Origin of the sequence: Streptomyces sp. NPDC050287 (genome assembly GCF_044459385.1) — a bacterium.
Lineage (GTDB): Bacteria > Actinomycetota > Actinomycetes > Streptomycetales > Streptomycetaceae > Streptomyces.
The window spans coordinates 138,645-163,647 of the sequence record NZ_JBITIY010000018.1 but is presented as its reverse complement, the minus strand read 5'-3'; the positions used below and the strand labels follow the sequence as shown (position 1 = coordinate 163,647).

The window sequence follows — 25,003 nt, the reverse complement described above, 5'->3', positions numbered from 1 at the left end:
GCTACGAGAAGACCGCCACCATCTACCTGGCCGGACTCCACATCGCAGGCATCTTCCTCTGGTCCGCCCGATGATCCAAACGAAACCGCCTAGGTGTCGACTGGGGCGTGAAGGAGACCGCGACCACCACCTCCGACGCGCACGACCTGCCGCACGCCGGGCACGGCAGGAAGGCCCGGGCGAAGCTGACCCGGTACGACCGGATGATGGCCCGCCGCAGGCCGAAGAAGGGACAAGCGGCATCGAAGGGCTACCGCGAGGCGAAACACCTGCGGGCGAAGGCGCACAAGAAGGTCGCCAGGCAGCGGGAGGACACTGGCCGTAAGTGGGCCAAGAAGGTGGTCCGCGACCATGATGCCGTCGCGGTCGAGGACTTCCGGGCGAAGTTCCTGGCCAGGACCTCCATGGCCCGCAAGGCCGCTGACGCCGCCATCGGCGCCACCAAGGCCGCTCTGATCGAGATGGGCCGCAAGCACGGGCGGGACATCCGTCTGGTCCACCCCGCGCACACCACGATGGACTGCGCGCACTGCGATGCGAGAGCCAAGCATCGCCTGCCGCTGGGTGAGCGCACCTACACCTGCACCGCGTGCGGAGCCGTGTCCCCGCGGGACAAGAACTCCGCCCGCGTGATGCTCGTCCGGGCTGGTCTCGACCCGGCTGGTGCTGATGGCGGAAGACCTCCTGGAGCGCTGCTCCAGGAGGCGGCCTGAGCCAGGAATCCCCTCCCCTTCAGGGAGGGGAGGATTCAAGCGAGAGAGAAGGCCGGCCTCAGCCAGGACGAACTGGGCCAACGGCTGTTCCTGAGCGGGTCGTTCATCGGCCAGCTGGAGGCGGGGACACGGCGGATGCAGCCGGAGTACGCGCGCATGCTGGACGAGGTCCTGGAGACAGAGGACTCTTCCTACGGAACTGCAGGGCGGCGGCGAAGTCGAAGTATCCGGAGCACTTCGCGGAGGCGGCGGAGGCGGAGGAAGCCGCGACGGAGATCCGGCAGTACACGCCTCTCCTGATCCCCGGTCTGCTCCAGACTCCCGCGTATGCACGGGCGGTGTGCCGCGCCTACCAGCCGACGGCACCGGACGAGGTGATCGAGGAGCTGGTGATGGCCCGGATGGAGCGGGCGCGCATCCTCATCGATCCAACAGAGCCCTTGTTGTGGGCGGTGATCGACGAGGCCGCCTTGCGCAGGGTGACGGGTGGGCGTGAGGTGATGGCGGAGGCGCTGCGATACCTCGCCTCGGTGATCCACCGGAAGCGGGCGATCGTGCAGGTGCTGCCGTTCGATGCGGGGGCACATCCGGCGATGGAGGGGGCCATCAAGCTGATGGACTTCGAAGACGCACCACCGCTTGTCTACTTCGAAGGAGTCGGCACCGGAAGGCTGGAGGACGACCCGGCGACGGTCAGGTATCAGCGGTTGACCTACGGACTCCTCACCGCCCACGCGCTCTCGCCGGAGAACTCCCTGGCCGTGATCGAGGCGATGGCGCAGGATTACGGACATGAGGAGCAACCCTGAGTACGACCAGGACGCGGCGACCACCTGGCACAAGTCCAGCTACAGCGGCGGCAGCGGGGGCGACTGCCTGGAAGTGACCCACGACTTCCTCCCCACCCTCATCCCGGTCCGCGACTCCAAAACCCCCCGGGGCCCGAAGCTCGTGTTCCGGCCGGAGGCGTGGACGACATTCGTCGAGGCGGTCATTGAGGTCAGTATCTGACCTCAATGACTTCTAACGTGGCCCCATGACCGACACCACACACGCCATCCCCACCGACGAGCGCACCGACCTGCTGGAAATGCTGGCCCACAGCCGGCACTTCCTGCGCTTCACCACCCGCGACCTCACCGACGAACAGGCCGGGCAGCGGACCACCGTCAGCGAGCTGTGCCTGGGCGGCCTGATCAAACACGTCACGTCGGTGGAGCGGAACTGGGCGGACTTCATCCTCAACGGCCCGTCGGCGATGCCCGACTTCACCGCCATGACCGAGGCCGACTTCGCCCGGCGGGCCGACGAGTTCCGGATGCTGCCCGGCGAGACGCTGGCCGGTGTGCTGGCCGACTACGACGAGACGGCCCGCCGGACGGACGAACTCGTCACGGCCCTGCCCGACCTGAACGCCACCCACCCGTTGCCCAAGGCCCCGTGGAACAAGCCAGGGGCTCGATGGTCGGCCCGCAGGGTGCTGCTGCACATCGCCGCCGAGACCGCCCAGCACGCCGGCCACGCCGACATCATCCGGGAGTCCCTGGACGGCGCCAAGAGCATGGGCTGACCACCGACCGGCCCGGCCCGGCCCGAAGCTCAAGCCCCCAGCTCCGAGCCCTCTTTTCAAGGAATGGGTGGAAGGCCTCAACCCACCCACCCTCCCCGCGTGTTGACTTGACGCGTTCGGCTTGCCACGCACAGTCACAGTCGTCTAGCGTGCCCGGATAACGAACAGCCCCCGCCAGGTGCTAGCAACACCTGCGGGGGCCTGACCTACGAGATCGAAGGACAAGTTCGATCCCATGGCTGAAGCCAAGCTTAGTGCTGCCTTCCTGCCCGCGCACGCCTTCTCCCACCCGATGGCGAAGCCGGGGTACGGCAAGCGTTCCGTCCCCGACCAACACCCCCGTACCGCGCACGACTTCGCGCACCTCCCGCCCCGCGAAGCCGCCATCGCCGCGTACATCGACCGGCTCCCCGAGGGCGCCGACATTTCCGTAAAGACGCTGGCCAAGGCGCTGACGTACGGACAATGCGCCCTCCGCACCGCCCTCAACAACCTCCAACGGGCCGGGCACTTGCGCCGGGGGCGCGAACATCTGACCGCCGACTCCGGGTCCGCACACTGGATCACCCGATCGTGGTTCAGCCGTACCGCACGTGACGACGACTGGTGGGCGGCGTTCACCCGGGGCGACGTACCGAGGGAGCCACAACCGGTCCCCGACCGCCCGGCCCAGACCCGCTCCCGCGCCCACATCCTCCTCGCCGCCCTCGGCCGCGAGGCCCCCGCCCTGTCCCTCTCAGCCGCCGACTGCGCGGCCCTCGCCCCGTTGGTCACCGAGTGGTACGCCCGAGGCGCTACCGACACGGACGTCCTCCGCGCCCTGACCGCCGGCCTGCCCACCCCGGTCCACCACCCGGCGGCCCTGGTGCACCGGCGCCTCACCACCAAGCTCCCGCCGCAACCCGCACCCACCCCGCCCCCGCATCCGCCCCTGCGCATCCTGGAGTGCGCCAAGTGCGGCATCCCAGGCCGCCCGGAAGCATTGCCGGGCGGTGTATGCGCCACCTGCCGAGGTGATCACGGACCCAGGTACCGCACCGACGCTGTTCTCCCCGCCTCCGTGGTCCACGCTCGCGCCTCGGGGATTCGCGCCGCCATGTCAGGAAGGTGAGTCGGATGAGCGCATCGCACACACTCGCAGGTGTGTACAGTCTTTGCATGGAGACGTATCCGCTCGTGGAAGCCCGCAACCAACTGGGTCAGCTGGTTGGCCGGGTCCGGCACGGTCAGGAGCACATCCTGATCACGGAGTACGGCAGGCCCGCCGCCGCCCTCATCCCGATAAGCGAGTTGGAAGAGCTACAGCGGCTGCGTGACGAGGCGGACATCGCGGAGGCACGGGCCCGCGAGGTGGCTGCGTCCGGTCCTTCCCTGTCTCACGACGAGTTCATGGCCCAGCTCGAGGCCGAGGACCGACGGGAAGCCGCTTCGTGACGCATACGGTGGTCTGGGAGCACCCTGCCATGAACGAGTTCCGGCGACTGCGCGCCGTCGACCCTGTGGGAGCGAAGGCAGCAGCCGCAGCGGTAGGCGCACTCGCTGACGACCCCCGCCCGGAGGCAGCTCACGCCCTCGGTGCCTCCGGCTACTACCGGCTGCACATCGGAAGTTGGCGCGTGTTGTACCGCCCGGACGGCGACACCGTGACAGTCCATGTGCTGAAGGTCGGCCGCAGTACCTGACCGAGCCCCCCGCGACCGCAGGAGCCCCACCCCATGAACCACGCCCAGCTCACCGCCCTCGGCCGCGCGCTGCGTCTTCTCGGCGAGCATGGGGAAACGCTGACCGGGGACACGCCCGACGCCCGGCTGCACGAGGTCAAGGCCGATCTGAAGCGGGCCCTTGACCTGCTGGAGGACAGCGTCAGCGCCGCCGCGCCGACCACCCGGTGTCACGAGCATCCCAACGGGCCGGTCGACGAGAATGCGCACGACCTCTGTCTGCTGTGCGAGACCCGGCGTCGCGCGGCCCGCCGCTCCGAGATCAACGGCCCCGCACCCGCGTACTCCGCCGACCCCGCCCCCTCCCGCTACGGCGTCCGGGAGGACCGCCCGCAGCCCCAGCAGCGCTGGCTGCCGGAGCTGTGGAACGGCCAGGTGTGGCAGCTGTGCGGTACGCCCCGCCGGGACCGGCGGGAGGCCGAGCTGTATCTCGCGGCCCAGCGCCGCGGGCCCCACGCCGCCATGGCGTACCGGCTGGTGCACGAGTTCACCGACTACGAGGTGGTGCGGGTGTGGGGAACCCCGGTACGCGTCGACATCGAGCCGCTCGGCAACCTGTAGAGACCTCGGCCCAAGAGACCTCAGTCCAACAACGGCAGCGCCGCGAACTCGTACCCCTCCCACAGCCGCCTCGACTCCTCTGGGTACGCCCTGACCTGCGGCTCCGCGTCCAGCACCTGCACCAGCCGCGCCTCGGTGTCGTACGCCGGCCAGCCCGGGTCGCCGGTCCTCGCGAACGCCGTCCAGGACCGCCGGAAACGGGCCGACAGCGCCTCCGCCTCAGCCGTGACCTCCCCGGCGAACAGCAGCAGGCCGAGATCGGCGCCGAACGTGCCGAAGAGCAACGGGATGTCGAGGCCGTGGCAGACACCCATGGCGCCCGAGATGGCCGGCGCCGGCCAGGTCAGTTCGTAGACATGGGCCCGGCCGCCACCCGCGACCTGCGCCTCGGCCAGATGGAGACTCGGCATGGCGAACAGCCAGTCGGTCTGGACGCGTTCGTAGAGCTCGCCCGGCGAGGCGTCGGGGAACGCGGCACGGTACCTGTCCTCGCCCGACTGACTCGCCGCGTCCGACTGACCCGCCGCGCCGGGCGCGAACATTCGCAGCGCCCCCCGCTCCTGCTCCTCCGTGATCCTCCCCAGTTGCCTGCTCATCGCCAGAAACAGCCGGAACTCGTCCCGGTTGTGGCCGACGACCAGTTCCACGTCCCGGGCGGCCCCGGCCTTCAGCGCCGCCCAGGGCGTGACCGGCAGGACCTCGCCGTCGACCACCGGGGAGAACGGGGTCTGGGTGGGGGCGGCCCGGCCCCACCTGTCCACGTACTGGAGCATCTTCGCGCCCAGTGCCGCGCCCGCCGAGGTCAGCCGGTGCGGGTCGATCGTGGACAGGTCGGCGGCCGTCGGACGCAGGCCCGCCTCCGCGGCGATCGCCGTCGCGATGTCACGGGCCAGCGCCTCGGAGAAGTACGTGCCCGGCACGCTCTGTGCGATGGCCCGGCAGAACAGTCCGGACGCGCTCTCCATGGCGAGCAGGGCCGCCACCGATCCGGCGCCGGCCGACTCGCCGAAGACGGTCACCTGGCCGGGGTCGCCGCCGAACGCCGTGATGTTGTCCCGTACCCACTCCAGCGCGGCGACCTGGTCGAGCAGACCTCGGTTGGCGGGCGCCCCCTCGATGCGGGTGAAGCCCTCGATGCCGACGCGGTAGTTCAGGGTGACGACCACGACGTCGCCGTCCCGCGCGATGCGGTGGGCGTCGTAGCCGGGGCTGCCCGTGTGGCCGAGCTTGTAGGCGCCGCCGTAGATCCACACCATGACCGGGCGGCGGGCGGCCGGATCCGGGTCGGGTGTCCAGACGTTGACCGTCAGCCAGTCGTCACCCGGGGGCACCTCCGGTGCGACGCCACCGCCCAGACCCCCCGCGTCCTGCGGGGGCGGCGGGCCGAAGGCGTACGCGTCCCGGACGCCGTCCCACGCCTCGGCCGGGCGAGGCGCCTGGAAGCGTGCCTCGCCGACCGGTGGCGCGGCGAACGGGATACCGCGGAAGACGGTCAGCCCGTCCTCGGCGCGCCCGCGCACCGCACCCGACACGGTACGGACCTCCGGGTTTCGGGCCTCGGTCGTCGTCACGGTGGGCACTCCTCGCCGTCAGGTCGATGGTTGCTTGCCTGAATCATTGCTGTCACCCACGACGATGTCACCCAGGCCTCGCGCCGGAGTCGGGGATTCGGGTACTCAGCTGGGCATTCCAGACGGTATGTGCGCGCGCATCAACCGCCCTCCCGCCTCAACGACCCGGGCCTGCCCGGGCATTCCACCGGCCCCCGACAACCCCTGTGACCCCGAGCACGCCCGAGGGCGGCACCCCCCGTTTCCAGGGAGTGCCGCCCTCGGTACTGAAGGACGGTGATCGACCGGGGCCGATCAGAAGTCCATGTCACCGCCCGGCATGCCGCCGCCGGCCGGGGCAGCGCCCGCCTTCTCCGGCTTGTCGGCGATGACGGCCTCGGTGGTGAGGAAGAGCGCGGCGATGGAGGCGGCGTTCTGCAGGGCAGAGCGGGTCACCTTCGCCGGGTCGATGATGCCCTCGGCGATCATGTCGACGTACTCACCGGTCGCGGCGTTCAGGCCGTGGCCGACGGGCAGGTTGCGCACCTTCTCGACGATGACGCCGCCCTCGAGACCACCGTTGACGGCGATCTGCTTGAGCGGGGCCTCCAGGGCGAGCTTCACGGCGTTGGCGCCGGTCAGCTCGTCACCCTCCAGGTCCAGCTTCTCGAAGACGCTGGAGGCCTGGATGAGCGCCACGCCACCACCGGCGACGATGCCCTCCTCGACGGCCGCCTTCGCGTTGCGCACGGCGTCCTCGATGCGGTGCTTGCGCTCCTTGAGCTCCACCTCGGTGGCGGCACCGGCCTTGATGACCGCGACACCGCCGGCGAGCTTCGCCAGGCGCTCCTGCAGCTTCTCGCGGTCGTAGTCCGAGTCGCTGTTCTCGATCTCGGCGCGGATCTGGTTGACCCGGCCCTGGACCTGCTCGGAGGAGCCGGCACCGTCGACGATGGTGGTCTCGTCCTTGGTGATGACGACCTTGCGGGCCTTGCCCAGGAGGTCGATGGAGGTGTTCTCGAGCTTGAGACCGACCTCCTCGGAGATGACCTCGCCGCCCGTGAGGATGGCGATGTCGTTCAGCATCGCCTTGCGGCGGTCACCGAAGCCCGGGGCCTTGACCGCGACGGACTTGAAGGTGCCGCGGATCTTGTTGACGACCAGGGTCGACAGGGCCTCGCCCTCGACGTCCTCGGCGATGATCAGCAGCGGCTTGCCCGACTGCATGACCTTCTCCAGGAGCGGGAGCAGGTCCTTGACCGAGGAGATCTTGGAGTTGGCGATCAGGATGTACGGGTCGTCGAGCGACGCCTCCATACGCTCCATGTCGGTGGCGAAGTACGCCGAGATGTAGCCCTTGTCGAAGCGCATACCCTCGGTGAGCTCCAGCTCCAGACCGAAGGTCTGGGACTCCTCGACGGTGATGACGCCTTCCTTGCCGACCTTGTCCATCGCCTCGGCGATGAGCTCGCCGATCTGGGTGTCGGCGGCGGAGATGGAGGCCGTGGAGGCGATCTGCTCCTTGGTCTCGACGTCCTTGGCCTGCTCGAGCAGGGCACCGGAGACGGCCTCGACGGCCTTCTCGATACCGCGCTTGAGGGCCATCGGGTTGGCGCCGGCGGCTACGTTGCGCAGGCCCTCCTTGACCAGGGCCTGGGCGAGCACGGTCGCCGTGGTCGTACCGTCACCGGCGACGTCGTCCGTCTTCTTGGCGACTTCCTTGACCAGCTCGGCGCCGATCTTCTCGTACGGGTCCTCGAGCTCGATCTCCTTGGCGATGGAAACACCATCGTTGGTGATCGTGGGGGCGCCCCACTTCTTCTCGAGGACGACGTTGCGACCCTTGGGGCCCAGCGTCACCTTCACGGCGTCCGCGAGCTGGTTCATGCCGCGCTCGAGGCCGCGCCGTGCCTCCTCGTCGAACGCGATGATCTTGGCCATGTGAAGTGGTCCCTCCAGGACTGGGGGTGATTCCTTCGGACCGCGCCCGCGCCCGCGACGGACGGCTCGCACGCCTGTGGTTCCTTGCCCCACCCGGCCTGCGGGCCTCACCGACCCGGTCCTTCGTTGTCACTCTCACCTTCAGAGTGCTAACGCCAATGATTAGCACTCGCCCCCCGAGAGTGCAAGGCGCACTCGCGAAGCGAGTGCTCGTTGAGGGGTGGTGGTCGGGCGACGGGCGGGCGCAAGCGCCCTGGAGGGATCCGCAGGTGAACAGGGCCCCGCTGCAGCGCCCCGGCACCCCGGACACACCGAAGGGCCCGCACCCCGTGAGAGGTGCGAGCCCTTCGAAGAAGAACAGAAGAACGTCGCTGCAGTTACCCGGCGCGATTCAGCCGGTCGCCAGACGGACCATGTCCGCCTGCGGCCCCTTCTGACCCTGTGAGATCTCGAAATCGACCCGCTGCCCCTCTTCCAGGGTGCGGTACCCGTCCATCTGGATGGCGCTGTAGTGGACGAAAACATCCGCACCACCGTCGACCGCGATGAAGCCGTACCCCTTCTCCGCGTTGAACCACTTGACGGTGCCCTGAGCCATGCCTAACTCCCCTATTACTGGCCCTTGCACAGATCCACACTTCGTGGATCCGGGTCAGACCTCACCCCCCACATGATTGGGGGCGTGCGCCGGAACGCGTCGACCGCGGCCGAATGTATCTGCCCAACTGCCGTCTGCAACAGGTCAATCGGACGAGAATTCAGGACGCGCGCGATCCGGAATGTGGCGAGAATTCGCCTGAATTCAGGGCAAGTCGGGCCCCGCAAAGCTCACAAAAGCCGCGAAAGAGGCGCACACTTTGGCTACATCTTGTCGGGCACAAGGCAGAAACAAAGGCAGCCAACCTGCTGTGCGGCAGCGCCTTCCCCAACTGTACCGCGCTCAACCACACTGAATTGCCCCCTCCGCTTCTCTCACGGAGGGGGCAATTCGATGAACGCTCGGTAACTGATGTTACCGAAGGTAATGATCAGCCGCCGGCCACGGCCGGAATGATGGACACGCCGGCCCCGTCCGGAGTGGCCGTCTCCAGACCCTGCTCGAAGCGGACGTCGTCGTCGTTGACGTACACGTTGACGAACCGGCGCAGCTTGCCCTGATCGTCCAGGACACGCGCGGCGATACCCGTGTGGTTCTTCTCCAGGTCGCCGATGACCTCGCCGAGGGTGGCCCCTTCGGCGGTGACCTCGGCCTTGCCGCCGGTGTAGGTGCGCAGGATGGTGGGGATGCGGACGGTCACGCTCATGCGAGGCCAGCCTCTCGGAAGGAGTCGAGGTTCGGACGGATCGTGGCGGTCAGGCCGGTGTCGGCCACCGCGTCGAGGGTCTTGAGGCCGTCCCCCGTGTTCAGGACGACCGTGGTCTTCGTCGGGTCGAGGAGACCGTTCTCGATCAGCTTGCGGGTCACACCCACCGTCACACCACCGGCGGTCTCCGCGAAGATGCCCTCGGTCCGCGCGAGCAGCTTGATCGCGTCGACGATCTGCTCGTCGTCGACGTCCTCCACCGCACCCCCCGTACGGCGGGCGATGTCGAGGACGTACGGCCCGTCCGCCGGATTGCCGATGGCAAGGGACTTGGCGATGGTGTCCGGCTTCTGCGGGCGGACCACGTCGTGCCCGGCCTTGTAGGCGACGGACACCGGCGAGCAGCCCTCGGCCTGCGCACCGAAGATCTTGTACGGCTTGTCCTCGACGAGTCCGAGCTCGATGAGCTCCTTCAGACCCTTGTCGATCTTCGTGAGCTGGGAGCCGGAGGCGATCGGCACCACCAGCTGGTCCGGCAGCTGCCAGCCGAGCTGCTCGCAGATCTCGTAGGCCAGCGTCTTGGAGCCCTCGGCGTAGTACGGCCGCAGGTTGACGTTGACGAAGCCCCAGCCCTCGCCGGCCGGGTCGCCGATCAGCTCGGAGCAGAACCGGTTCACGTCGTCGTAGTTGCCCTCGATGCCGACGAGCTCGCCGCCGTAGATCGCGGCCATGACGACCTTGCCCTGCTCCAGGTCGTGCGGGATGAACACGCAGGAACGGAAGCCGGCCCGGGCGGCGGCGGCGCCGACGGCACCGGCCAGGTTGCCCGTGGAGGAGCAGGAGAGCGTCGTGAAGCCGAAGGCGCGGGCGGCCTCGATGGCCTGGGCGACGACGCGGTCCTTGAAGGAGTGCGTCGGGTTTCCGGAGTCGTCCTTCACATACAGTCCGCCGGTGACGCCGAGCTCGCGCGCGAGGTTGTCGGCCTTGACGAGCTTGGTCCAGCCGGGGTTGATGTTCGGCTTGGTGGCCACGTCGGCGGGGACGGGCAGCAGCGGCGCGTAACGCCAGATGTTCGAGGGTCCCGCTTCGATCCGCTTGCGGAGCTCCTCGGTGTCGTAGGCCGAGAAGTCGTACGCGATCTCGAGCGGGCCGAAACACTCCTCGCACGCGAAGACCGGGCCGAGGGGCACGCGGTGACCGCACTCGCGGCAGCTCAGCGCGGCGGCGGGGCCGAGGTCTACGGGGGAGCCGGCGGTACGGTCGGTGGTGTCGACCGTGCTGTCGGTGGTGCTTGCAACAGTCTGCGCAGCCATGTGAGGCGAGGCCCTTTCTCCTCATCTTCCTCACGACGCATCTCGCCGTGAGACGGATTTGGCACCTTCCCTAGCCGGGGAGCCTCGCGAAAACGATCGACGGTGATCGCTACGAGACCGGCTGGAGGGTTGCCGGGGCTTCATCGGGCCGTATCCCTCTGCCCCTCTGGATGAGCGGTATGAAGTTGTTGATCGTTGAAACGGAACGCCGACCCCGACATGCGATGGTCATCAGCGTTGTTCAAGACTGTAACCGAAGGCCAGGACAGTTGAGTGAGCCGTCCGAACCGCGAGATGGATCACATGGCCCGTCGGAGACCATGGATCGCAGCTCGCCGAGAGAACGCAGAGGAGCCGCGCACTGTGCTGAATGAAGTCGAGCGCTGGCTGAGCACCCGCTCCTGGTCGAAGACCGACCGCCCGCTCCACAAGATCCTGGCCGCGAAACGCGCCACGGGACAGTCGGTCAGCGTCGTGCTGCCCGCGCTGAACGAGGAGGAGACGGTCGGCGACATCGTCGCCGTGATCCGTCACGACCTCATGCAGCAGGTCCCGCTCGTCGACGAGATCGTCGTCGTCGACTCCGGATCGACCGACCGTACGTCCGAGGTGGCCGCCGCGGCCGGGGCGCGTGTCGTCCACCGCGACGACATCCTGCCCCGTATCCCGACCGTCCCCGGCAAGGGCGAGGTGCTGTGGCGCTCGCTGCTGGTCACGAGCGGGGACATCGTCTGCTTCATCGACGCCGACCTGAAGGAGTTCTCCTCCGACTTCGTCTCCGGGATCGTGGGGCCGCTGCTCACCGACCCGGGGGTGGACCTCGTCAAGGGCATGTACGACCGTCCCCTGGCCGGCGCGGCCGGGCAGGGCGGCCGGGTCACCGAGCTGATGGCCCGTCCGCTGCTGAACATGCACTGGCCGCAGCTGGCCGGTTTCGTGCAGCCGCTCGGCGGTGAGTACGCGGCCCGCCGCTCGCTCCTGGAACAGCTTCCCTTCCCGGTGGGATACGGGGTGGAGCTGGGCATGCTGATCGACGCCCTGCACCTGGTGGGCCTGGACGCCCTCGCCCAGGTCGACGTCGGCGTCCGCAAGCACCGCCACCAGGACGGCCAGGCGCTGGGCCGGATGTCCGCGGCGATCTACCGCACCGCCCAGCTCCGGCTGGCCCGCGGCCACCTGATCCGGCCGTCCCTCACCCAGTTCGAACGGGGACCGTCGGGCTTCGAGCCGCGTACCTACTCCGTGGACACCGAGGAACGGCCGCCGATGGCGGAGATCGCCGAGTACGCGGAGCGGAAGGTCGCCTGACGGACCGCACCGGCCCCCCGCGGAGGGGATCCGTACGTTTGAGCGTTTCCGGGCCGGGCTAGGTTGTGGCGTATGGCGTCAACCAACAGTGCTGCTCAGGTGCTGGTCGCGTCCAACCGCGGCCCGGTCTCGTACGACGTGCGCGAGGACGGCTCGCTCCACACCAAACGGGGTGGCGGCGGGCTGGTCTCGGGCCTGTCGGCGATCGGTTCGGACGCGGGCAGCCTGTGGGTGTGCTCCGCGCTGTCCGAGGGCGACCGGGAAGCGGTCCGGCGGGGCGTCGGCGAAACGGGCGTCCGCATGCTCGACATCCCGGCCGACGTGCACGCCGACGCGTACAACGGCATCGCCAACTCGGTGCTGTGGTTCGTTCACCACATGCTGTACCAGACGCCGCTGGAGCCGGTCTTCGACGCGGAGTTCCGGCGCCAGTGGGCGTCGTACGAGACGTACAACCGCGCGTTCGCCGAGGCGCTGGCGCAAGAGGCCGCGCAGGGTGCGGCCGTGGTCGTCCAGGACTATCACCTCACCCTGGTGCCGGGCATGCTCCGCGAGCTGCGCCCGGACCTCAGGATCGGTCACTTCTCGCACACGCCGTGGGCGCCGCCGGAGTACTTCCGGATGCTGCCGGACGACGTGGCGCGGCAGGTCCTCGGCGGCATGCTGGGCGCCGACCGGCTGGGTTTCCTGACCCACCGCTGGGCGGACGCGTTCACCGCGTGCGCGGAGCAGTTCGCCGACGGGCTCGGCGGTACCCGGGTCGGGGTGCACGGGCTGGGCGCGGACGCGGACTTCCTGCGCGAGCGGGCGCGCGAGGCGGACGTGGACGAGCGGATGGCGGCACTGCGGGAGGAGATCGGCACGGCGCCCGACGGCGGTGCGCGCAGGACGATCGTCCGCGTCGACCGCACCGAGCTGTCCAAGAACATCGTGCGCGGCCTGCTGGCGTACCGACAGCTGCTCGACGACCACCCCGAGTGGCGCGAACGCGTGGTCCACGTGGCGTTCGCCTACCCGTCCCGCCAGGACCTCGCCGTGTACCGCGACTACACGGCCGAGGTGCAGCGGGTCGCGAAGGAGATCAACGCGCGGTACGGCACACCGGGTTGGACCCCGGTCGTCCTGCACGTCAAGGACGACTTCGCGCGCTCCCTGGCCGCCTACCGCCTCGGCGACGTGGCACTGGTGAACCCCATCCGGGACGGCATGAACCTCGTCGCCAAGGAGGTGCCGGTGGTCTCCGACGAGGGGTGCGTGCTGGTGCTGTCGCGGGAGGCGGGGGCGTACGAGGAGCTGGGCGAGGAGGCGATCACCGTGAACCCGTACGACGTGATCGGCACGGCCCGCGCGCTCCACGAGGCGTTGTCGATGCCGGCGGGCGAACGCGCGGAACGCACGAAGCGACTGGCCGCGGCGGCGACGGCGCTCCCGCCGGCGCAGTGGTTCCTGGACCAGCTGAACGCGCTGTGAGGCGAGTCGGGCTTGTCGGAGGCGCTTGAGGTCAGGCGGTCAGGCGGTAGTCAGCCGGTCAGCCGGTAGTCGGCCGGTCAGCTCAGGCGGGCCGCCAGGCCTCGCAGCAGCCCTACGACCCCCTCCGGGCCGCTGACCACCAGATCCGCCCGTTCCCTCAGCTCGGTGACCTCGTCGCTGCCGCTGCAGACGAGCAGGCCCGGCGTGCCGTCGGAACGCAGCTTCTCCACGGCGGCGAAGGCCGGAAGGTCGCCCAGATCGTCGCCGGCGTAGAGGACGGACTCGGCGGAGATCTCGCGGGCGTATTCGAGGAGGGCGACGCCCTTGTCCATGCCGGGCGGACGCAGTTCGAGGACCATCCGCCCCGGCTCGACGATCAGTCCGTGCCGGGCGGCCAGGTCGGTGAGGGGCCCGCGCAGCGCCTCGAAGGCGGCCTGGGGATCGGTGGCCCGGCGGGTGTGCACGGCCACCGCGCGGCCCTTCTCCTCGATCCAGGTGCCGGTTCCGTCGAGGAGGCCGGGCAGTTCGGCGCGGGCGGCGGCGACTCCGGGATGCGGGGCGGGGGCGTCGACGGTACCGGTGACGGCGTCCCACCGCTCGGCGCCGTAGTGACCGAGCACGACAAGATGCTCCAGCCCGGGCACGCCCGCGAACCCGCCGTGACGCACCGCGACCCCGGCCGGCCGCCCCGTCACCACGGCGACGGCAGCCACCTTCGGCGCGAGCGCGGCGAGCACCGACACCGCCTCCGGATGCGCCCGCGCCTGCTCGGGATCAGCCACGATCGGCGCCAGCGTCCCGTCGAAGTCCAGCGCGATCACGGCACGCGAGGGCCGCCGGAGGAGGGCGTCGAGGCCGTCCCGGCCCGCCGCGGTCGCGGGGGTGGGGAGAGGGGTGGCTTCCGTGGAGTGCGTGTCATGGCTGCCCATGGACTGACCATATCCGCGACGGCCGCACCCATTCCCGACGAGCGTCAGCCTTTTCGGTCGTCCCCAGCCTTCCCCGTGTCAGCGTTCGCCGCGGCGGCTCTCCCGGATCCGTCGCAGGCGGTTCACCGTCACGGGGTCGTGGGCCAGCGCCCGCTCGTCGTCCAGCAGGGCGTTCAGCAGTTGGAAATAGCGGACCGGTGCCAGGCCCAGTTCCTCGCGTATCGCCCGCTCCTTCGCGCCGGGCCCGCTGAAGCCGCGCCGTTCCAGCGCGAGGATGTCCCGCTCGCGGCGGCCGAGCTGCTGCTCCTGGTTCATGTCCGGCACCGTATCCGCCCCCACTGACAGCGCTACTCCGCGGACTGGGCCGTGGTCGCCTTCGCCTGGAGCTGGTTCAGGACCGAGGTGGGGCTGCTGTTCGGGGCGACGGCCTGGCCGATCCGCTGCTTGATGTCCGCGCTGACCTGCGCCCAGGACGTCTGCCCGACGGGCGGCAGCTCGGACACGGGCAGTTCGTCCAGGAACGGCTTGAGGTCCGAGTCCCGCTTCGCCCCGCTCATGACCTGGGACGCGGACGTGGTCACCGGCAGCAGGTCGTACTCGCGCGAGAAGTCGAGGACGTTCTTCTTGTCGTACACGAAGTCGAGGAACTCGCCGATCTGGTCGGCGTGGCCGTTCTTGCGGAACGCGGCCATCCAGTCGGCGACGCCCATGGAGACCTCGCTGGGTCCGTCGGCGCCGGGCATCGGCACCATGCCGTACTTCACGCCCTTCTCGGCGGCCATCTTCATCAGCGAGGGATGCCCGTTGAGCATGCCGACGTCCCCGGCCGCGAACGCGGCGAACGCGGCGGCGCGGTTGAGCTTGCCGGGCGCGACCGGCCCGGTCAGGCCCTTGCCGACGAGGTCGTTCTTCAGCCAGGTGAACGTGTCGACGTTCTCCTGGGAGTCGATGGCGTAGCTGCCGCCCGCCGCGGTGTAGCCGCCCCCGCCGCTGAGCAGCCACTGCATCGTCTCGGCCTGCGCCTCCTCCGGCCCGAGGGGCAGCGCGTACGGGTACTTCACCCCGTCCGCCTTCAGCGCCTCGGCGTCGGCGGCGAGGTCGTTCCAGGTCTTCGGCGCGTCGAGGCCGGCCCGGCTGAAGAGGGTCTTGTTGTAGAAGAGCACGCGGGTGGAGGCGGCGAACGGGAGCCCGTACTGGACGCCCCTGACCTCTCCGGCCTGCGCGAGCTGGGAGACGAAGTCGGCCTGGGTGGGGATGGAGAGCAGGTCGTCGGCCGAGTAGAGGAGGTTCTTGGCCGCGTAGTCGGAGTACGCGCCGATCTGCGCCATGTCGGGCGGGTGGCCGGCGTCGACCATCTTCTTGACCTTGCTGTCGACGTCGTTCCACGAGTAGACGGTGACGTCGACCTTCACGCCCTCATGCTTCGACTCGTACTCCTCGGCGAGCTTGTCCCAGTACTTCTGGGAGCTGTTCTGCGCGCTGTTGCCGTAATCGGCGGCGACCAGCTTCAGGGTCACCTCGTCGGAGCTCCCGGTGAGGCCGCAGCCGCCCAGGACCGCCGTCATGCCCAGCGCGGACGCCACCGCGATCGTTCCCGTCCTACGCCGCTGCACTGCCAACCGCCCCAAGATCACTGTTCGAAACTCTCGAAAGGTCCTACATATTACCGAGCATAAGGTCTACACCACGTAAGTGGACTAGACCTCTCGCGGGTCCTCGGTCACACTGTCCCCTGTGAGACATGTCATCGCCCTCGACGTGGGCGGCACCGGGATGAAGGCCGCCCTGGCAGGGGCGGACGGCGAGCTCCTGCACCAGGCCCGCCGCGCCACCGGGCGCGAACGCGGGCCGGACGCGGTGGTCGAGGGCATCCTCGACTTCGCCGCCGAGCTCAGCGCGTACGGCGCCGAACACCTCGGCGAGCCCGCGGCGGCGGCCGGTGTCGCCGTCCCCGGCATCGTCGACGAGGAGCGCGGTGTCGCCTCGTACTCGGCCAACCTGGGCTGGCGGGACGTACCCCTGCGCGACCTGCTCGGCGCGCGGCTCGGCGGTGTCCCGGTCGCCCTCGGGCACGACGTGCGCACCGGCGGCCTCGCCGAGGGCCGGATCGGCGCGGGCCGGGGAGCCGACCGTTTCCTGTTCGTGCCGCTGGGCACCGGTATCGCGGGCGCCATCGGCATCGCCGGCCGGGTCGAGGCGGGTGCGCACGGCTTCGCGGGCGAGATCGGTCACATCGTCGTACGGCCCGGCGGGACCGACTGCCCGTGCGGGCAGCGCGGCTGTCTGGAGCGGTACGCGTCGGCCGCGGCGGTGAGCGAGGCGTGGGCGTCTGCCTGCGGGGACCCGGACGCGGACGCGGCCGACTGCGCGAAGGCCGTCGACTCCGGCGACCCGGACGCCGTACGGGTGTGGCGGGACGCCGTCGACGCGCTCGCCGACGGCCTGGTCACCGCGCTCACCCTGCTGGATCCCCGCACGCTGATCATCGGTGGCGGCCTCGCCGAAGCGGGGGAGACCTTGTTCACCCCCCTGCGGGACGCCGTCCGGCAACGGGTCACGTTCCAGAAGCTGCCGTCGATCGTCCCCGCGGCTCTGGGGGACACCGCGGGCTGCCTGGGTGCCGGGCTCCTGGCCTGGGATCTCCTCGACCACACCGACCGTACGGAGGTAACCCCCTGATGGCAGCCGACCCAGGGGCGCGGGACAGCGTCGACATGCGGCTCGGCCGCGACGGGGGTTCCCCCGCCCGGGCGAAGCCGGGAGTGGGCGAGCGACCGGCTACGACGATCCCGCACCCCGCGACCGGCAACGCGCCCCTCATCCTCTCCGGGGCCGACGTCGTCCTCCCCACCGGAATCGTCGAAGACGGCCAGGTGATCATCGACGGCACCCGTATCACCGGCACCACTCCGGAAAACGCCCACGTCGTCGACGTAACCGGCCACTGGCTGGTGCCCGGCTTCGTCGACATCCACAACCACGGCGGAGGCGGAGCCTCCTTCTCCGGCCCGGCCGAGGACGTGCAGAAAGCCATCCGCACGCACCGCCTGCACGGCACCACCACCCTCGTCGCCTCGACCGTCACCGACGACATGGACTTCCTGGTCCGGCAGGCCGGGCTGCTGTCCGAGCTGGCCGAGCAGGGCGAGATCGCCGGGATCCACTTCGAGGGGCCGTTCATCTCCCCGTGCCGCAAGGGCGCGCACTCCGAGGCACTGCTGCGCGACCCGGACCCGGCGGAGGTGCGCAAGCTGATCGACGCGGCGCGCGGCCAGGCGAAGATGGTCACGCTCGCCACCGAACTGCCCGGCGGCATCGACTCCGTACGGCTGCTGGCCGAGCACGGCGTGATCGCGGCGATCGGGCACACGGACGCGACGTACGAGCAGACGGTGGCGGCGATCGAGGCGGGCGCCACCGTGGCGACCCACCTCTTCAACGCCATGCCGACGCTCGGCCACCGCTCCCCCGGCCCCGTCGCCGCCCTCCTGGAGGACGAGCGCGTCACCGTGGAGCTGATCAACGACGGCACGCACCTGCACCCGGCCTCCCTCCAACTGGCGTTCCATCACGCGGGCGCGGGGCGGGTGGCGTTCATCACGGACGCGATGGACGCGGCCGGCTTCGGCGACGGGCGTTATGTGCTCGGTCCGCTGGAGGTCGAGGTCAGCGAAGGCGTGGCCCGCCTGGTGCAGGGCGGCTCGATCGCGGGCTCCACGCTCACCCTGGACCGCGCGTTCCAGCGGGCGGTGACGACCGACGGGCTCCCGGTGCGGGACGTGGTCGCGGCCCTGTCCGCCAACCCGGCCCGGGTGCTGGGGATGTACGACGCCATCGGCTCCCTGGAGCCCGGCAAGGACGCCGACCTGGTCCTGCTGGACGCCGACTTCGCCCTCAAGGGCGTGATGCGTCGCGGGGAATGGGTGGTCGATCCCCAACTGGGATGATCTGTCCCGCTGTTGAGGACGGCGGTTGTCCTGAGAAACTGGGACGGCCGCCGCCCGTTTGGCATGATCGACTATCCAGGCAGCCGGACGGCAGGCGCGCTCACCGCAGTTTCCTTCGGGGGAGGTCGGACCGGTGATCCTCACGGTCACGCTGAACACCGCTCTCGACATCACCTATCGCGTACGGTCCCTGCGCCCGCACGCCTCCCACCGGGTCACCGAGGTGACCGAACGGCCGGGCGGCAAGGGCGTGAACGTGGCCCGGGTGCTCACAGCCCTCGGACACGAGGTGACGGTCACCGGCTTCACCGGCGGCGGGACCGGACGCGCCGTGCAGGACCAACTCGCCGCCGCACCGCGGCTGGTGGACGCCCTGGTCCCGGTCGGCGGCCCGACCCGGCGCACGATCGCGGTGGTGGACGAGCAGACCGGCGACACCACCCAGCTCAACGAGCCCGGCCCGACGGTCACCCCGGGCGAGTGGTCCGCCTTCCAGGAGGCGTACGAGGATCTCGTACCGTCCGCCGCCGCGGTGGCCCTGTGCGGAAGCCTGCCACCGGGGGTGCCGGTGGGGGCGTACGCGGGTCTCATACGGACCGCCAGGGCGGCCGGCGTCCCGGTGCTCCTGGACACCAGCGGCGAACCCCTGCGCCGCGGGGTGGCCGCCCGCCCGGACATCGTCAAGCCGAACGCCGACGAACTGGCCGAACTGACCGGCTCCCACGAGCCGTCGCGCGCCACCCAGGACGCCCGCCGGCGCGGCGCCCACGCGGTCGTCGCCTCGCTCGGCCCGGAGGGTCTGCTCGCGGTGACCCCCGAAGGCCGCTGGCGTGCCACCCCCTCCGCCCGCGTCCACGGCAACCCCACGGGCGCCGGCGACTCGGCGGTCGCGGGCCTGCTGTCGGGGTTGGTGGAGCGGCTGCCGTGGCCGGACCGGCTGACCCGCGCGGTCGCCCTGTCGGCGGCGACGGTGCTGGCACCGGTGGCGGGCGAGTTCGACCGGGCGGCGTACGAGGAGCTGCTGGGAAGGGTGTCGGTGACCGGGGAGGTCAGCGCGGCCTGAGACCGAGGAGGCCAGGGAGGCCGGCGAGGTCGGTCGGCGCGGCCCGACCAGCCCTACTTGACCCAGCCCTTCACCAGCCACACCTGGTCGAGGAGGGCGTCGCACTGGTTGCCCTGCTCGCAGGAGATCTTGATCGTGTTGGTGCCCGGGTTGAGCTGGATCCAGTTGTAGGTCCTCGTCCAGCCCTTCTCGTAGTCGCCCTCGGCCGCGTTCGCGTAGTTGTCCATGCCGACCGGCGTGCTGGCGGCCGTGCCGTTGACCGTGAGGGTGGCGGTGGCGTCCTTGCCGGGGACGCTGTAGCCGACGTACATGGTGTACTTGCCCTTTTTCGGGATGCCGTCGACGTTCCAGGTGACGGCGGCGCCGACCTGGTTGAAGCCGGTGACGTAGGTTCCGCCGTCGGCCTTGGCGCCCTTGACATCCGTGGCGGTCGTCATACCGGGCGAGAGGTTGAGCACCTTGGCGTCGGCCTTCGGCAGGTCGTCCTCGCTCGCCGCGCTGTTGCTGCTCGAGGGGCTCGGCTCGGAGCTCTGGGAGGTCGTCGGCGTGCTGGACGCCTGGTTGCCGGCCTTGTCGTCGTCGTTGCCGTTGCCGTTCATCATCGCCACGCCGATGCCGATGACGACCGCGGCGACGACCGCGATCGCGCCGATCAGCAGGCCCTTGGTGTTGGGGCCGCGACGACCGCCACCGCCATCGCCGCCGCCGTACGGCGGCTGCTGGGTGGGGGGGCCGCCGGGGAACGTCTCGGGGGCCGCGTAGTGCGTGTTCGGCTGGCCGGGGGCCTGGGCCTGCTGCGGGACCTGGCCGTACGGCGCGGTCGCGGCGGCCTGGGCCGGCTGGCCGTACTGCCGCTGGCCGACCGCTCGCGCCCGGTTGATGGAGTTCGGGTAACCGTAGCCACCGCCGGACGGCGGCTGGGCGCCGTTGGCCTGCCCGTCGGCGTAGAGGTAGCCGAACGGGTCGTCGTCCTCGGGCGTGCTCGCGCCGTTGTTGCCGGCCGTCATCCCTAGGTCTCCTCAGCGGGTGCGGTGCGGATGCGTTCGTGGTGAGAAGGGCGAGCCTACCCGCTCCTGACGGCCCAAACGGGTGACTCGGATCGCATCAGCTCGCTGACCTGCGGATCATCCCGCGCGTCTGTGCTGTTTGGGACGGGATCGTTTCTCGACGTACATCCGCTCGTCAGCGGATTTCAACACTTCGTCCGCGGTCATCCCGCAGTGGGCCCAGCCGATGCCGAAGCTGGCGCCGACCCGCATGGCCCGTCCGTCGACCCGGATGGGCTGGATGATCTCGTTGCGCAGCCGTACGGCCAGGTCCTCGGCGTCGGCCCGGCCGAGGCCGTCGGCCAGCACCACGAACTCGTCACCGCCGAGCCGGGCCACGGTGTCGCCGTCGCGGACCCCCCGCGACAGCCGCCGGGCGACCTCGATGAGCACCGCGTCACCGGCGTTGTGCCCGAACCGGTCGTTGATCGACTTGAAGCCGTCGAGGTCGCAGAAGAGCACCGCGAGCCCCTTGGTGCCGTCGTCGAGGTCACCCTCGGGGGCGACGGTGTGCACATGGTGGTCGTAGGCGTCGAACGCCTCGGCGCCCGGCCGGTAGGTGTCGAAGCCGTTGGCGTCGAAGGCGGGGTGCCCGTAGGCCGCGTCGATCGACTCCAGCTCGCCGGCGTGCGTGGCGCGCCGGCACAGCCGCGAGGACAGCCGGGAACGCAGCTCGGCGGAGTTCGGCAGGCCGGTGAGGGAGTCGTGGGAGGCGCGGTGGGCGAGCTGGAGCTCGCGGCGCTTGCGCTCCTCGATGTCCTCGACGTGGGTGAGCAGGAAGCGGGGCCCGTCGGCGGCGTCGGCCACGACGGAGTTGCGCAGCGACACCCAGACGTAGGTGCCGTCGCGGCGCCCGAGGCGGAGTTCGGCGCGGCCGCCCTCCGCCGAGGTCCGCAGCAGGGTGCCGATGTCCTCGGGGTGCACGAGGTCGGAGAAGGAGTAGCGGCGCATCGCGGACGCGGGGCGGCCCAGCAGCCGGCACAGGGCGTCGTTGGTGCGCAGGATCCGGCCGTGCTGGTCGCCGCCCATCTCGGCGATGGCCATGCCGGAGGGGGCGTACTCGAAGGCCTGCCGGAAGCTTTCCTCACTGGCGCGCAGGGCCTGCTGCTCCCTTTCGAGCCTGACCAGTGCGCGCTGCATGTTGGCGCGCAGACGTGCGTTGCTGATCGCGATGGCGGCCTGGAACGCGTACATCTGAAGCGCTTCGCGTCCCCACGCGCCCGGCCTGCGGCCGTTGCGCGGCCGGTCCACGGAGAGCACGCCGATCAGTTCGCCGCAGGACCCGCCGCCCGGCGCGGCGGGCGTGTACATGGGAGCGAAGAGCCGGTCGGAGGGGTGCCACTCGTCCTCGAAGCGGGGCGCGGGACCGTCGGTGTACCACTGCGGTACGTCGTCGTCGTCGAGGACCCAGCCCTCGGTGTGGGGTATGAACACCAGGTCGCCCCAGTGCTCGCCCATGCTCAGCCGGCGCTCCCAGGAATCGCGCGAGCCGACCCGCCCGGTGATCAGCGCCTCGGCGGCGGAGTTGCCCGCGAAGGCGGCGACCACGAGGTCGCCGTCGGGGCGTACGAGATTGACGCACGCCAGCTCGTACCCGAGAGCCTGGACCACGCCCTCGGCGACCGTCTGCAGCGTGTCCGCAAGGCTGCGGGCCGTGTTCATGTCGGCCATGACCTGGTGCAGCTGTCGCAGAGACGCAAGACGGACGTAGGGTTCCGACTCGGCCTCCATGCTCGCCCTCCCCCCGAGACCTCGCAGCGAATCAAGGGTTGTTCTCGGCGCTTCTGGTCGGTGGTGCGCTTGCTGTTTCCCCTATAGGTTCCCCGCCACTGAATCACAGCGCGCTGCCCACTCGGTACACAGGGTCAACAATTACCGCCCCTTGTGACTCAAGTCACAGCTAAAGATGAACAATTGAGTGGGGTTTCTGTGTTTTCCCGGTGCGTTTACTGAACATAAATCTTGCCCGGATGTGGAGTCCGTGACCGGGAGACCGACGCGGAGGCCGGGGCGGGGAGATCCTGACCTGGCGACCGTACAGACAACTCCGCCATGAGTCCTAGGACCATGATCGGCCCAAGGCCCGATGCGCCGTGCGCGGCCCGGAGATTAGCGTTTCAGCCGTGCCGAACACTCCCCCCGCCCTCTCCGCCGCCGCCCCCCTGCTCGCCTCCGGGCATGCTGTGGGGGTGAGCAACGACGAGTTCCGCGCCGCCCTGTCCCGGCTGGCCGCCGGCGTGGTCCTGGTGACCGCGCAGGAGGCGTCCCTCGACCCGGACGACCCGCGGGCGCCCGTCGGCGAGGACGTCGGCATGACGGCGACCGCGTTCATGTCGGTCTCCCTCGACCCTCCCCTGGTCCTGGTCAGCCTGCGCGAGGGCTCCCGCATGGACGACCTGCTGGACGAGCAGCACCTGTGGGCGGTGTCGGTGCTCTCCGAGAGCCAGCGGCACATCGCGGGCCGCTTCGCCATGAAGGGCCGCATCAGCGACCGCCTCCTCTTCGAGGACGTCCCGTACGTCCGCGGCGAGGCGACCGGCGCTCCCCTGGTGGGCGGCGCCCTGGCCACCCTGGAGTGCCGCACGGAACAACGCGTGGAGGCCGGCGACCACACCCTGGTCATCGGCCGCGTCCTGACAGCGTCCCTGCCGAGCGCGGACGGCGGCCCGCTGCTGTATTTCCGGGGGCGGTACCGGCAGTTGGGGTGAGTGCCCGCAATCCCGTGGCGGCCGGTCGAACGTCCGGCTTACCGTCACCGGATGACATCGACGCCCACACTCGGACTCGAAGAGGTCACTTCCCGCAATGTCGAGGCCGCGATCGCCATACGGGTCCGCCCCGAGCAGGAACGCGCGGTCGCCCCGGTGGTGAAGTCGCTCGCGGAGGCGTACGTCCATCCCGGCGTCGCCTGGCCCCGGCTGATCGTGGACGGCGACCGTCCCGTGGGCTTCCTCATGGCTTTCTTCGGCATCGACTGGAAGGAGGACGGCACCCTGTTCCGCTCCGGACTGTGGCGGCTGAACATCGCGGCCGGGCAACAGGGCCGGGGCTACGGCCGGTTCGCCGTGGAATCCGTCGCCGCCGAGCTGCGCCGCCGGGGCGACAAGGAGATGTACGTCACCTGGCACCCGGGACCGGACGGCCCCGAGAACTTCTATCTGCGGCTCGGCTTCCGGCCGAACGGGGAGACAAGCGGAGGGCAGACCGTCGGAGTACTTGAGCTGTCCTGAGTCGGCACGGTGAGGGGGCCGGGTCTGGGGGGGGCCGGTCAGGGTCGCCGGTCTGGGTGACCGGTCAAGGCCGCCGGTCTGAGGGGCCGGTCAAGGCGCCCGGTCAGGGCGGGGACCGTCACCCCCAGTCGCGGCCCTGGCGTCCCCGCTTGGTGTCCGAGCGCTGCTTCTTCTCACGCAGGCGGCGTTCGTTGATGCCGCGGGGGATGCGGGTGGCCCGGCGCGGCTTGGGCGGCGGGGCCGTCGCCTCGGCCAGCAGCGACGCCAGGCGTACGGCGGCGGTCTCGCGGTTGCGCCACTGGGAGCGGTGCTCGGAGGCGCGGACGGTGACGACACCGTCGACCAGCCGCCCGGCCAGTTTGGCCAGCGCCCGCTGCTTCCACACCTCGGGAAGAGCCTCGGTGCGGGCGAGGTCGAAGCGAAGCTCGACCTGGGTGTCGCTGGTGTTGACGTGCTGCCCGCCCGGTCCCGACGACCGCGAGAAACGCCAGACGAGCTCGGCCTCGGGGAGCGAGACGGAGCCGCGGATGAGATAGGGACCGGACATGGTGTCCATGTTCCCGCCCCTGACCCGTCCACGTCACCCAAATATCTCTTGGTAAAGAAAGTAAAGAGACGGGGAACCTTGGCCACCCCCCGCCGCGTTCAAGGAGGTAGCTGTAGCTTCGTGCCCGTTACATAACGAGGGAAGGGACTCCCAACAATGGCTGTAAGCCTGTCCAAGGGTGGCAACGTCTCGCTCACCAAGGAGGCTCCGGGCCTGACCGCCGTCACCGTGGGCCTCGGCTGGGACGTCCGCACCACCACCGGCACGGACTTCGACCTCGACGCCTCCGCGATCGCGGTCAACACACAGGGCAAGGTCTACTCCGACGCCCACTTCGTCTTCTTCAACAACAAGCAGACCCCGGACCAGACCATCGTCCACACCGGTGACAACCGCACCGGCGAGGGCGCGGGCGACGACGAGGCGATCAACGTCAACCTCGCGGGCCTCCCCGCCGACGTCGACAAGATCGTCTTCCCGGTCTCGATCTACGACGCGGAGAACCGCTCGCAGAACTTCGGCCAGGTCCGCAACGCCTACATCCGCATCGTCAACCAGGCGGGCGGCGCCGAGATCGCGCGCTACGACCTCTCGGAGGACGCGGCCACCGAGACCGCGATGGTCTTCGGCGAGCTGTACCGCAACGGCGCCGAGTGGAAGTTCCGCGCGGTCGGCCAGGGGTACGCCTCGGGCCTGGTCGGCATCGCCCAGGACTTCGGCGTCAACGTCTGAGAACACCACGCCGTACACCACGGTGAACGTGAACCCCCGGCTCCGGCCGGGGGTTTCG

Annotated in this window: 25 protein-coding genes, 2 pseudogenes and 1 riboswitch; of the genes and pseudogenes, 16 read left to right on the top strand and 11 right to left on the bottom strand. The window is 70.2% G+C overall.

Features of this window, described 5'->3' with window-relative positions:
• Positions 1-89: 89 nt before the first annotated feature.
• The 8 genes and pseudogenes from ACIBK3_RS41350 to ACIBK3_RS41315 form a co-directional block, all read left to right on the top strand.
• Positions 90-713: pseudogene (locus ACIBK3_RS41350) on the top strand (RNA-guided endonuclease InsQ/TnpB family protein); the annotation flags it as partial.
• A gap of 33 nt (positions 714-746) precedes the next feature.
• Positions 747-1,522, top strand: a pseudogene (locus ACIBK3_RS41345) (Scr1 family TA system antitoxin-like transcriptional regulator).
• Complete coding sequence (locus ACIBK3_RS41340) at positions 1,506-1,724, top strand: DUF397 domain-containing protein (RefSeq protein ID WP_399373321.1); 219 nt, start codon at positions 1,506-1,508, stop codon at positions 1,722-1,724. Before ACIBK3_RS41345 ends, ACIBK3_RS41340 begins: the two are co-directional and overlap by 17 nt.
• 25 nt (positions 1,725-1,749) lie before the next feature.
• Positions 1,750-2,283: a DinB family protein gene (locus ACIBK3_RS41335; RefSeq protein ID WP_399373320.1), complete on the top strand. Its 534-nt coding sequence runs from the start codon at positions 1,750-1,752 to the stop codon at positions 2,281-2,283.
• 235 nt (positions 2,284-2,518) lie between these two features.
• Positions 2,519-3,394 carry a hypothetical protein gene (locus ACIBK3_RS41330; RefSeq protein ID WP_399373318.1) on the top strand — a complete coding sequence of 292 codons (876 nt, stop codon included), beginning with the start codon at positions 2,519-2,521 and terminating at the stop codon, positions 3,392-3,394.
• A 47-nt stretch (positions 3,395-3,441) separates the two neighbouring features.
• Entirely contained in the window at positions 3,442-3,717 is a 276-nt protein-coding gene (locus ACIBK3_RS41325) for a type II toxin-antitoxin system Phd/YefM family antitoxin (protein ID WP_399373316.1), read from the top strand.
• Complete coding sequence (locus tag ACIBK3_RS41320; RefSeq protein ID WP_399373314.1) at positions 3,714-3,965, top strand: type II toxin-antitoxin system RelE/ParE family toxin; 252 nt, start codon at positions 3,714-3,716, stop codon at positions 3,963-3,965. Before ACIBK3_RS41325 ends, ACIBK3_RS41320 begins: the two co-directional genes overlap by 4 nt.
• 33 nt (positions 3,966-3,998) lie before the next feature.
• Positions 3,999-4,565: a hypothetical protein gene (locus ACIBK3_RS41315; protein WP_399373312.1), complete on the top strand. Its 567-nt coding sequence runs from the start codon at positions 3,999-4,001 to the stop codon at positions 4,563-4,565.
• A 20-nt stretch (positions 4,566-4,585) separates the two neighbouring features.
• Here the strand turns inward: ACIBK3_RS41315 and ACIBK3_RS41310 are convergent, their stop codons facing one another.
• The 5 genes from ACIBK3_RS41310 to thrC all read right to left on the bottom strand — a co-directional run bounded on the left by ACIBK3_RS41310 (position 4,586) and on the right by thrC (position 10,673).
• Entirely contained in the window at positions 4,586-6,145 is a 1,560-nt protein-coding gene (locus tag ACIBK3_RS41310; protein WP_399373310.1) for a carboxylesterase/lipase family protein, read from the bottom strand.
• Between the two features lie 285 nt (positions 6,146-6,430).
• The gene (groL, locus tag ACIBK3_RS41305) at positions 6,431-8,056 is read right to left on the bottom strand and encodes a chaperonin GroEL (RefSeq protein WP_399373308.1); all 1,626 of its coding nucleotides are present in this window, start codon (positions 8,054-8,056) and stop codon (positions 6,431-6,433) included.
• A gap of 391 nt (positions 8,057-8,447) precedes the next feature.
• Positions 8,448-8,654 (bottom strand): cold-shock protein, encoded by a 207-nt coding sequence (locus ACIBK3_RS41300; protein WP_007493268.1) that lies wholly within the window; start codon positions 8,652-8,654, stop codon positions 8,448-8,450.
• 430 nt (positions 8,655-9,084) lie between these two features.
• Positions 9,085-9,360: a MoaD/ThiS family protein gene (locus tag ACIBK3_RS41295; RefSeq protein ID WP_399373306.1), complete on the bottom strand. Its 276-nt coding sequence runs from the start codon at positions 9,358-9,360 to the stop codon at positions 9,085-9,087.
• Entirely contained in the window at positions 9,357-10,673 is a 1,317-nt protein-coding gene (thrC, locus tag ACIBK3_RS41290) for a threonine synthase (RefSeq protein WP_399373304.1), read from the bottom strand. Before thrC ends, ACIBK3_RS41295 begins: the two co-directional genes overlap by 4 nt.
• Before the next feature lie 18 nt (positions 10,674-10,691).
• Positions 10,692-10,850: riboswitch (SAM riboswitch) on the bottom strand.
• Positions 10,851-11,036: 186 nt separating this feature from the next.
• On the opposite strand from thrC, the gene ACIBK3_RS41285 reads away from it, so the two are divergent.
• Both ACIBK3_RS41285 and ACIBK3_RS41280 read left to right on the top strand, forming a co-directional pair.
• Positions 11,037-11,981: a glucosyl-3-phosphoglycerate synthase gene (locus ACIBK3_RS41285; RefSeq protein WP_399373302.1), complete on the top strand. Its 945-nt coding sequence runs from the start codon at positions 11,037-11,039 to the stop codon at positions 11,979-11,981.
• Positions 11,982-12,053: 72 nt separating this feature from the next.
• Entirely contained in the window at positions 12,054-13,451 is a 1,398-nt protein-coding gene (locus ACIBK3_RS41280) for a trehalose-6-phosphate synthase (protein ID WP_399373300.1), read from the top strand.
• A 77-nt stretch (positions 13,452-13,528) separates the two neighbouring features.
• On the opposite strand, the gene otsB is transcribed toward ACIBK3_RS41280, so the two are convergent.
• From otsB to ACIBK3_RS41265, 3 genes are all read right to left on the bottom strand, one after another.
• Positions 13,529-14,380, bottom strand: a complete 852-nt coding sequence (gene otsB, locus ACIBK3_RS41275) for a trehalose-phosphatase (protein WP_399373298.1) — start codon at positions 14,378-14,380, stop codon at positions 13,529-13,531.
• A 78-nt stretch (positions 14,381-14,458) separates the two neighbouring features.
• Positions 14,459-14,695: a DUF3263 domain-containing protein gene (locus ACIBK3_RS41270; RefSeq protein ID WP_399373295.1), complete on the bottom strand. Its 237-nt coding sequence runs from the start codon at positions 14,693-14,695 to the stop codon at positions 14,459-14,461.
• A gap of 32 nt (positions 14,696-14,727) precedes the next feature.
• The gene (locus ACIBK3_RS41265; protein WP_399373332.1) at positions 14,728-15,993 is read right to left on the bottom strand and encodes an ABC transporter substrate-binding protein; all 1,266 of its coding nucleotides are present in this window, start codon (positions 15,991-15,993) and stop codon (positions 14,728-14,730) included.
• 121 nt (positions 15,994-16,114) lie between these two features.
• On the opposite strand from ACIBK3_RS41265, the gene ACIBK3_RS41260 reads away from it, so the two are divergent.
• From ACIBK3_RS41260 to ACIBK3_RS41250, 3 genes are all read left to right on the top strand, one after another.
• A complete protein-coding gene (locus ACIBK3_RS41260; protein WP_399373293.1) occupies positions 16,115-17,059 on the top strand; it encodes an ROK family protein in 945 nt (314 codons plus the stop codon).
• 140 nt (positions 17,060-17,199) lie between these two features.
• Positions 17,200-18,327 (top strand): N-acetylglucosamine-6-phosphate deacetylase, encoded by a 1,128-nt coding sequence (gene nagA, locus ACIBK3_RS41255; protein ID WP_399373330.1) that lies wholly within the window; start codon positions 17,200-17,202, stop codon positions 18,325-18,327.
• 133 nt (positions 18,328-18,460) lie between these two features.
• A complete protein-coding gene (locus ACIBK3_RS41250; protein ID WP_399373291.1) occupies positions 18,461-19,390 on the top strand; it encodes a 1-phosphofructokinase family hexose kinase in 930 nt (309 codons plus the stop codon).
• A 53-nt stretch (positions 19,391-19,443) separates the two neighbouring features.
• Here ACIBK3_RS41250 and ACIBK3_RS41245 read toward each other — a convergent pair whose 3' ends face one another.
• Together ACIBK3_RS41245 and cdgB are read right to left on the bottom strand one after the other, a co-directional pair.
• Positions 19,444-20,397 carry a CBM35 domain-containing protein gene (locus ACIBK3_RS41245; RefSeq protein ID WP_399373289.1) on the bottom strand — a complete coding sequence of 318 codons (954 nt, stop codon included), beginning with the start codon at positions 20,395-20,397 and terminating at the stop codon, positions 19,444-19,446.
• Between the two features lie 117 nt (positions 20,398-20,514).
• Positions 20,515-22,167 carry a diguanylate cyclase CdgB gene (cdgB, locus tag ACIBK3_RS41240; protein WP_399373287.1) on the bottom strand — a complete coding sequence of 551 codons (1,653 nt, stop codon included), beginning with the start codon at positions 22,165-22,167 and terminating at the stop codon, positions 20,515-20,517.
• Positions 22,168-22,559: 392 nt separating this feature from the next.
• Here cdgB and ACIBK3_RS41235 point away from each other — a divergent pair, with 392 nt between their 5' ends.
• Positions 22,560-23,144: a flavin reductase family protein gene (locus ACIBK3_RS41235; RefSeq protein ID WP_399373285.1), complete on the top strand. Its 585-nt coding sequence runs from the start codon at positions 22,560-22,562 to the stop codon at positions 23,142-23,144.
• A gap of 51 nt (positions 23,145-23,195) precedes the next feature.
• Complete coding sequence (locus tag ACIBK3_RS41230; RefSeq protein ID WP_399373283.1) at positions 23,196-23,666, top strand: GNAT family N-acetyltransferase; 471 nt, start codon at positions 23,196-23,198, stop codon at positions 23,664-23,666.
• A gap of 118 nt (positions 23,667-23,784) precedes the next feature.
• Here ACIBK3_RS41230 and arfB read toward each other — a convergent pair whose 3' ends face one another.
• Entirely contained in the window at positions 23,785-24,222 is a 438-nt protein-coding gene (arfB, locus tag ACIBK3_RS41225) for an alternative ribosome rescue aminoacyl-tRNA hydrolase ArfB (protein ID WP_399373281.1), read from the bottom strand.
• 147 nt (positions 24,223-24,369) lie between these two features.
• Between arfB and ACIBK3_RS41220 the strand changes: the two genes are divergently transcribed.
• Positions 24,370-24,945 (top strand): TerD family protein, encoded by a 576-nt coding sequence (locus ACIBK3_RS41220; RefSeq protein WP_093721561.1) that lies wholly within the window; start codon positions 24,370-24,372, stop codon positions 24,943-24,945.
• Positions 24,946-25,003 lie beyond the last annotated feature (58 nt).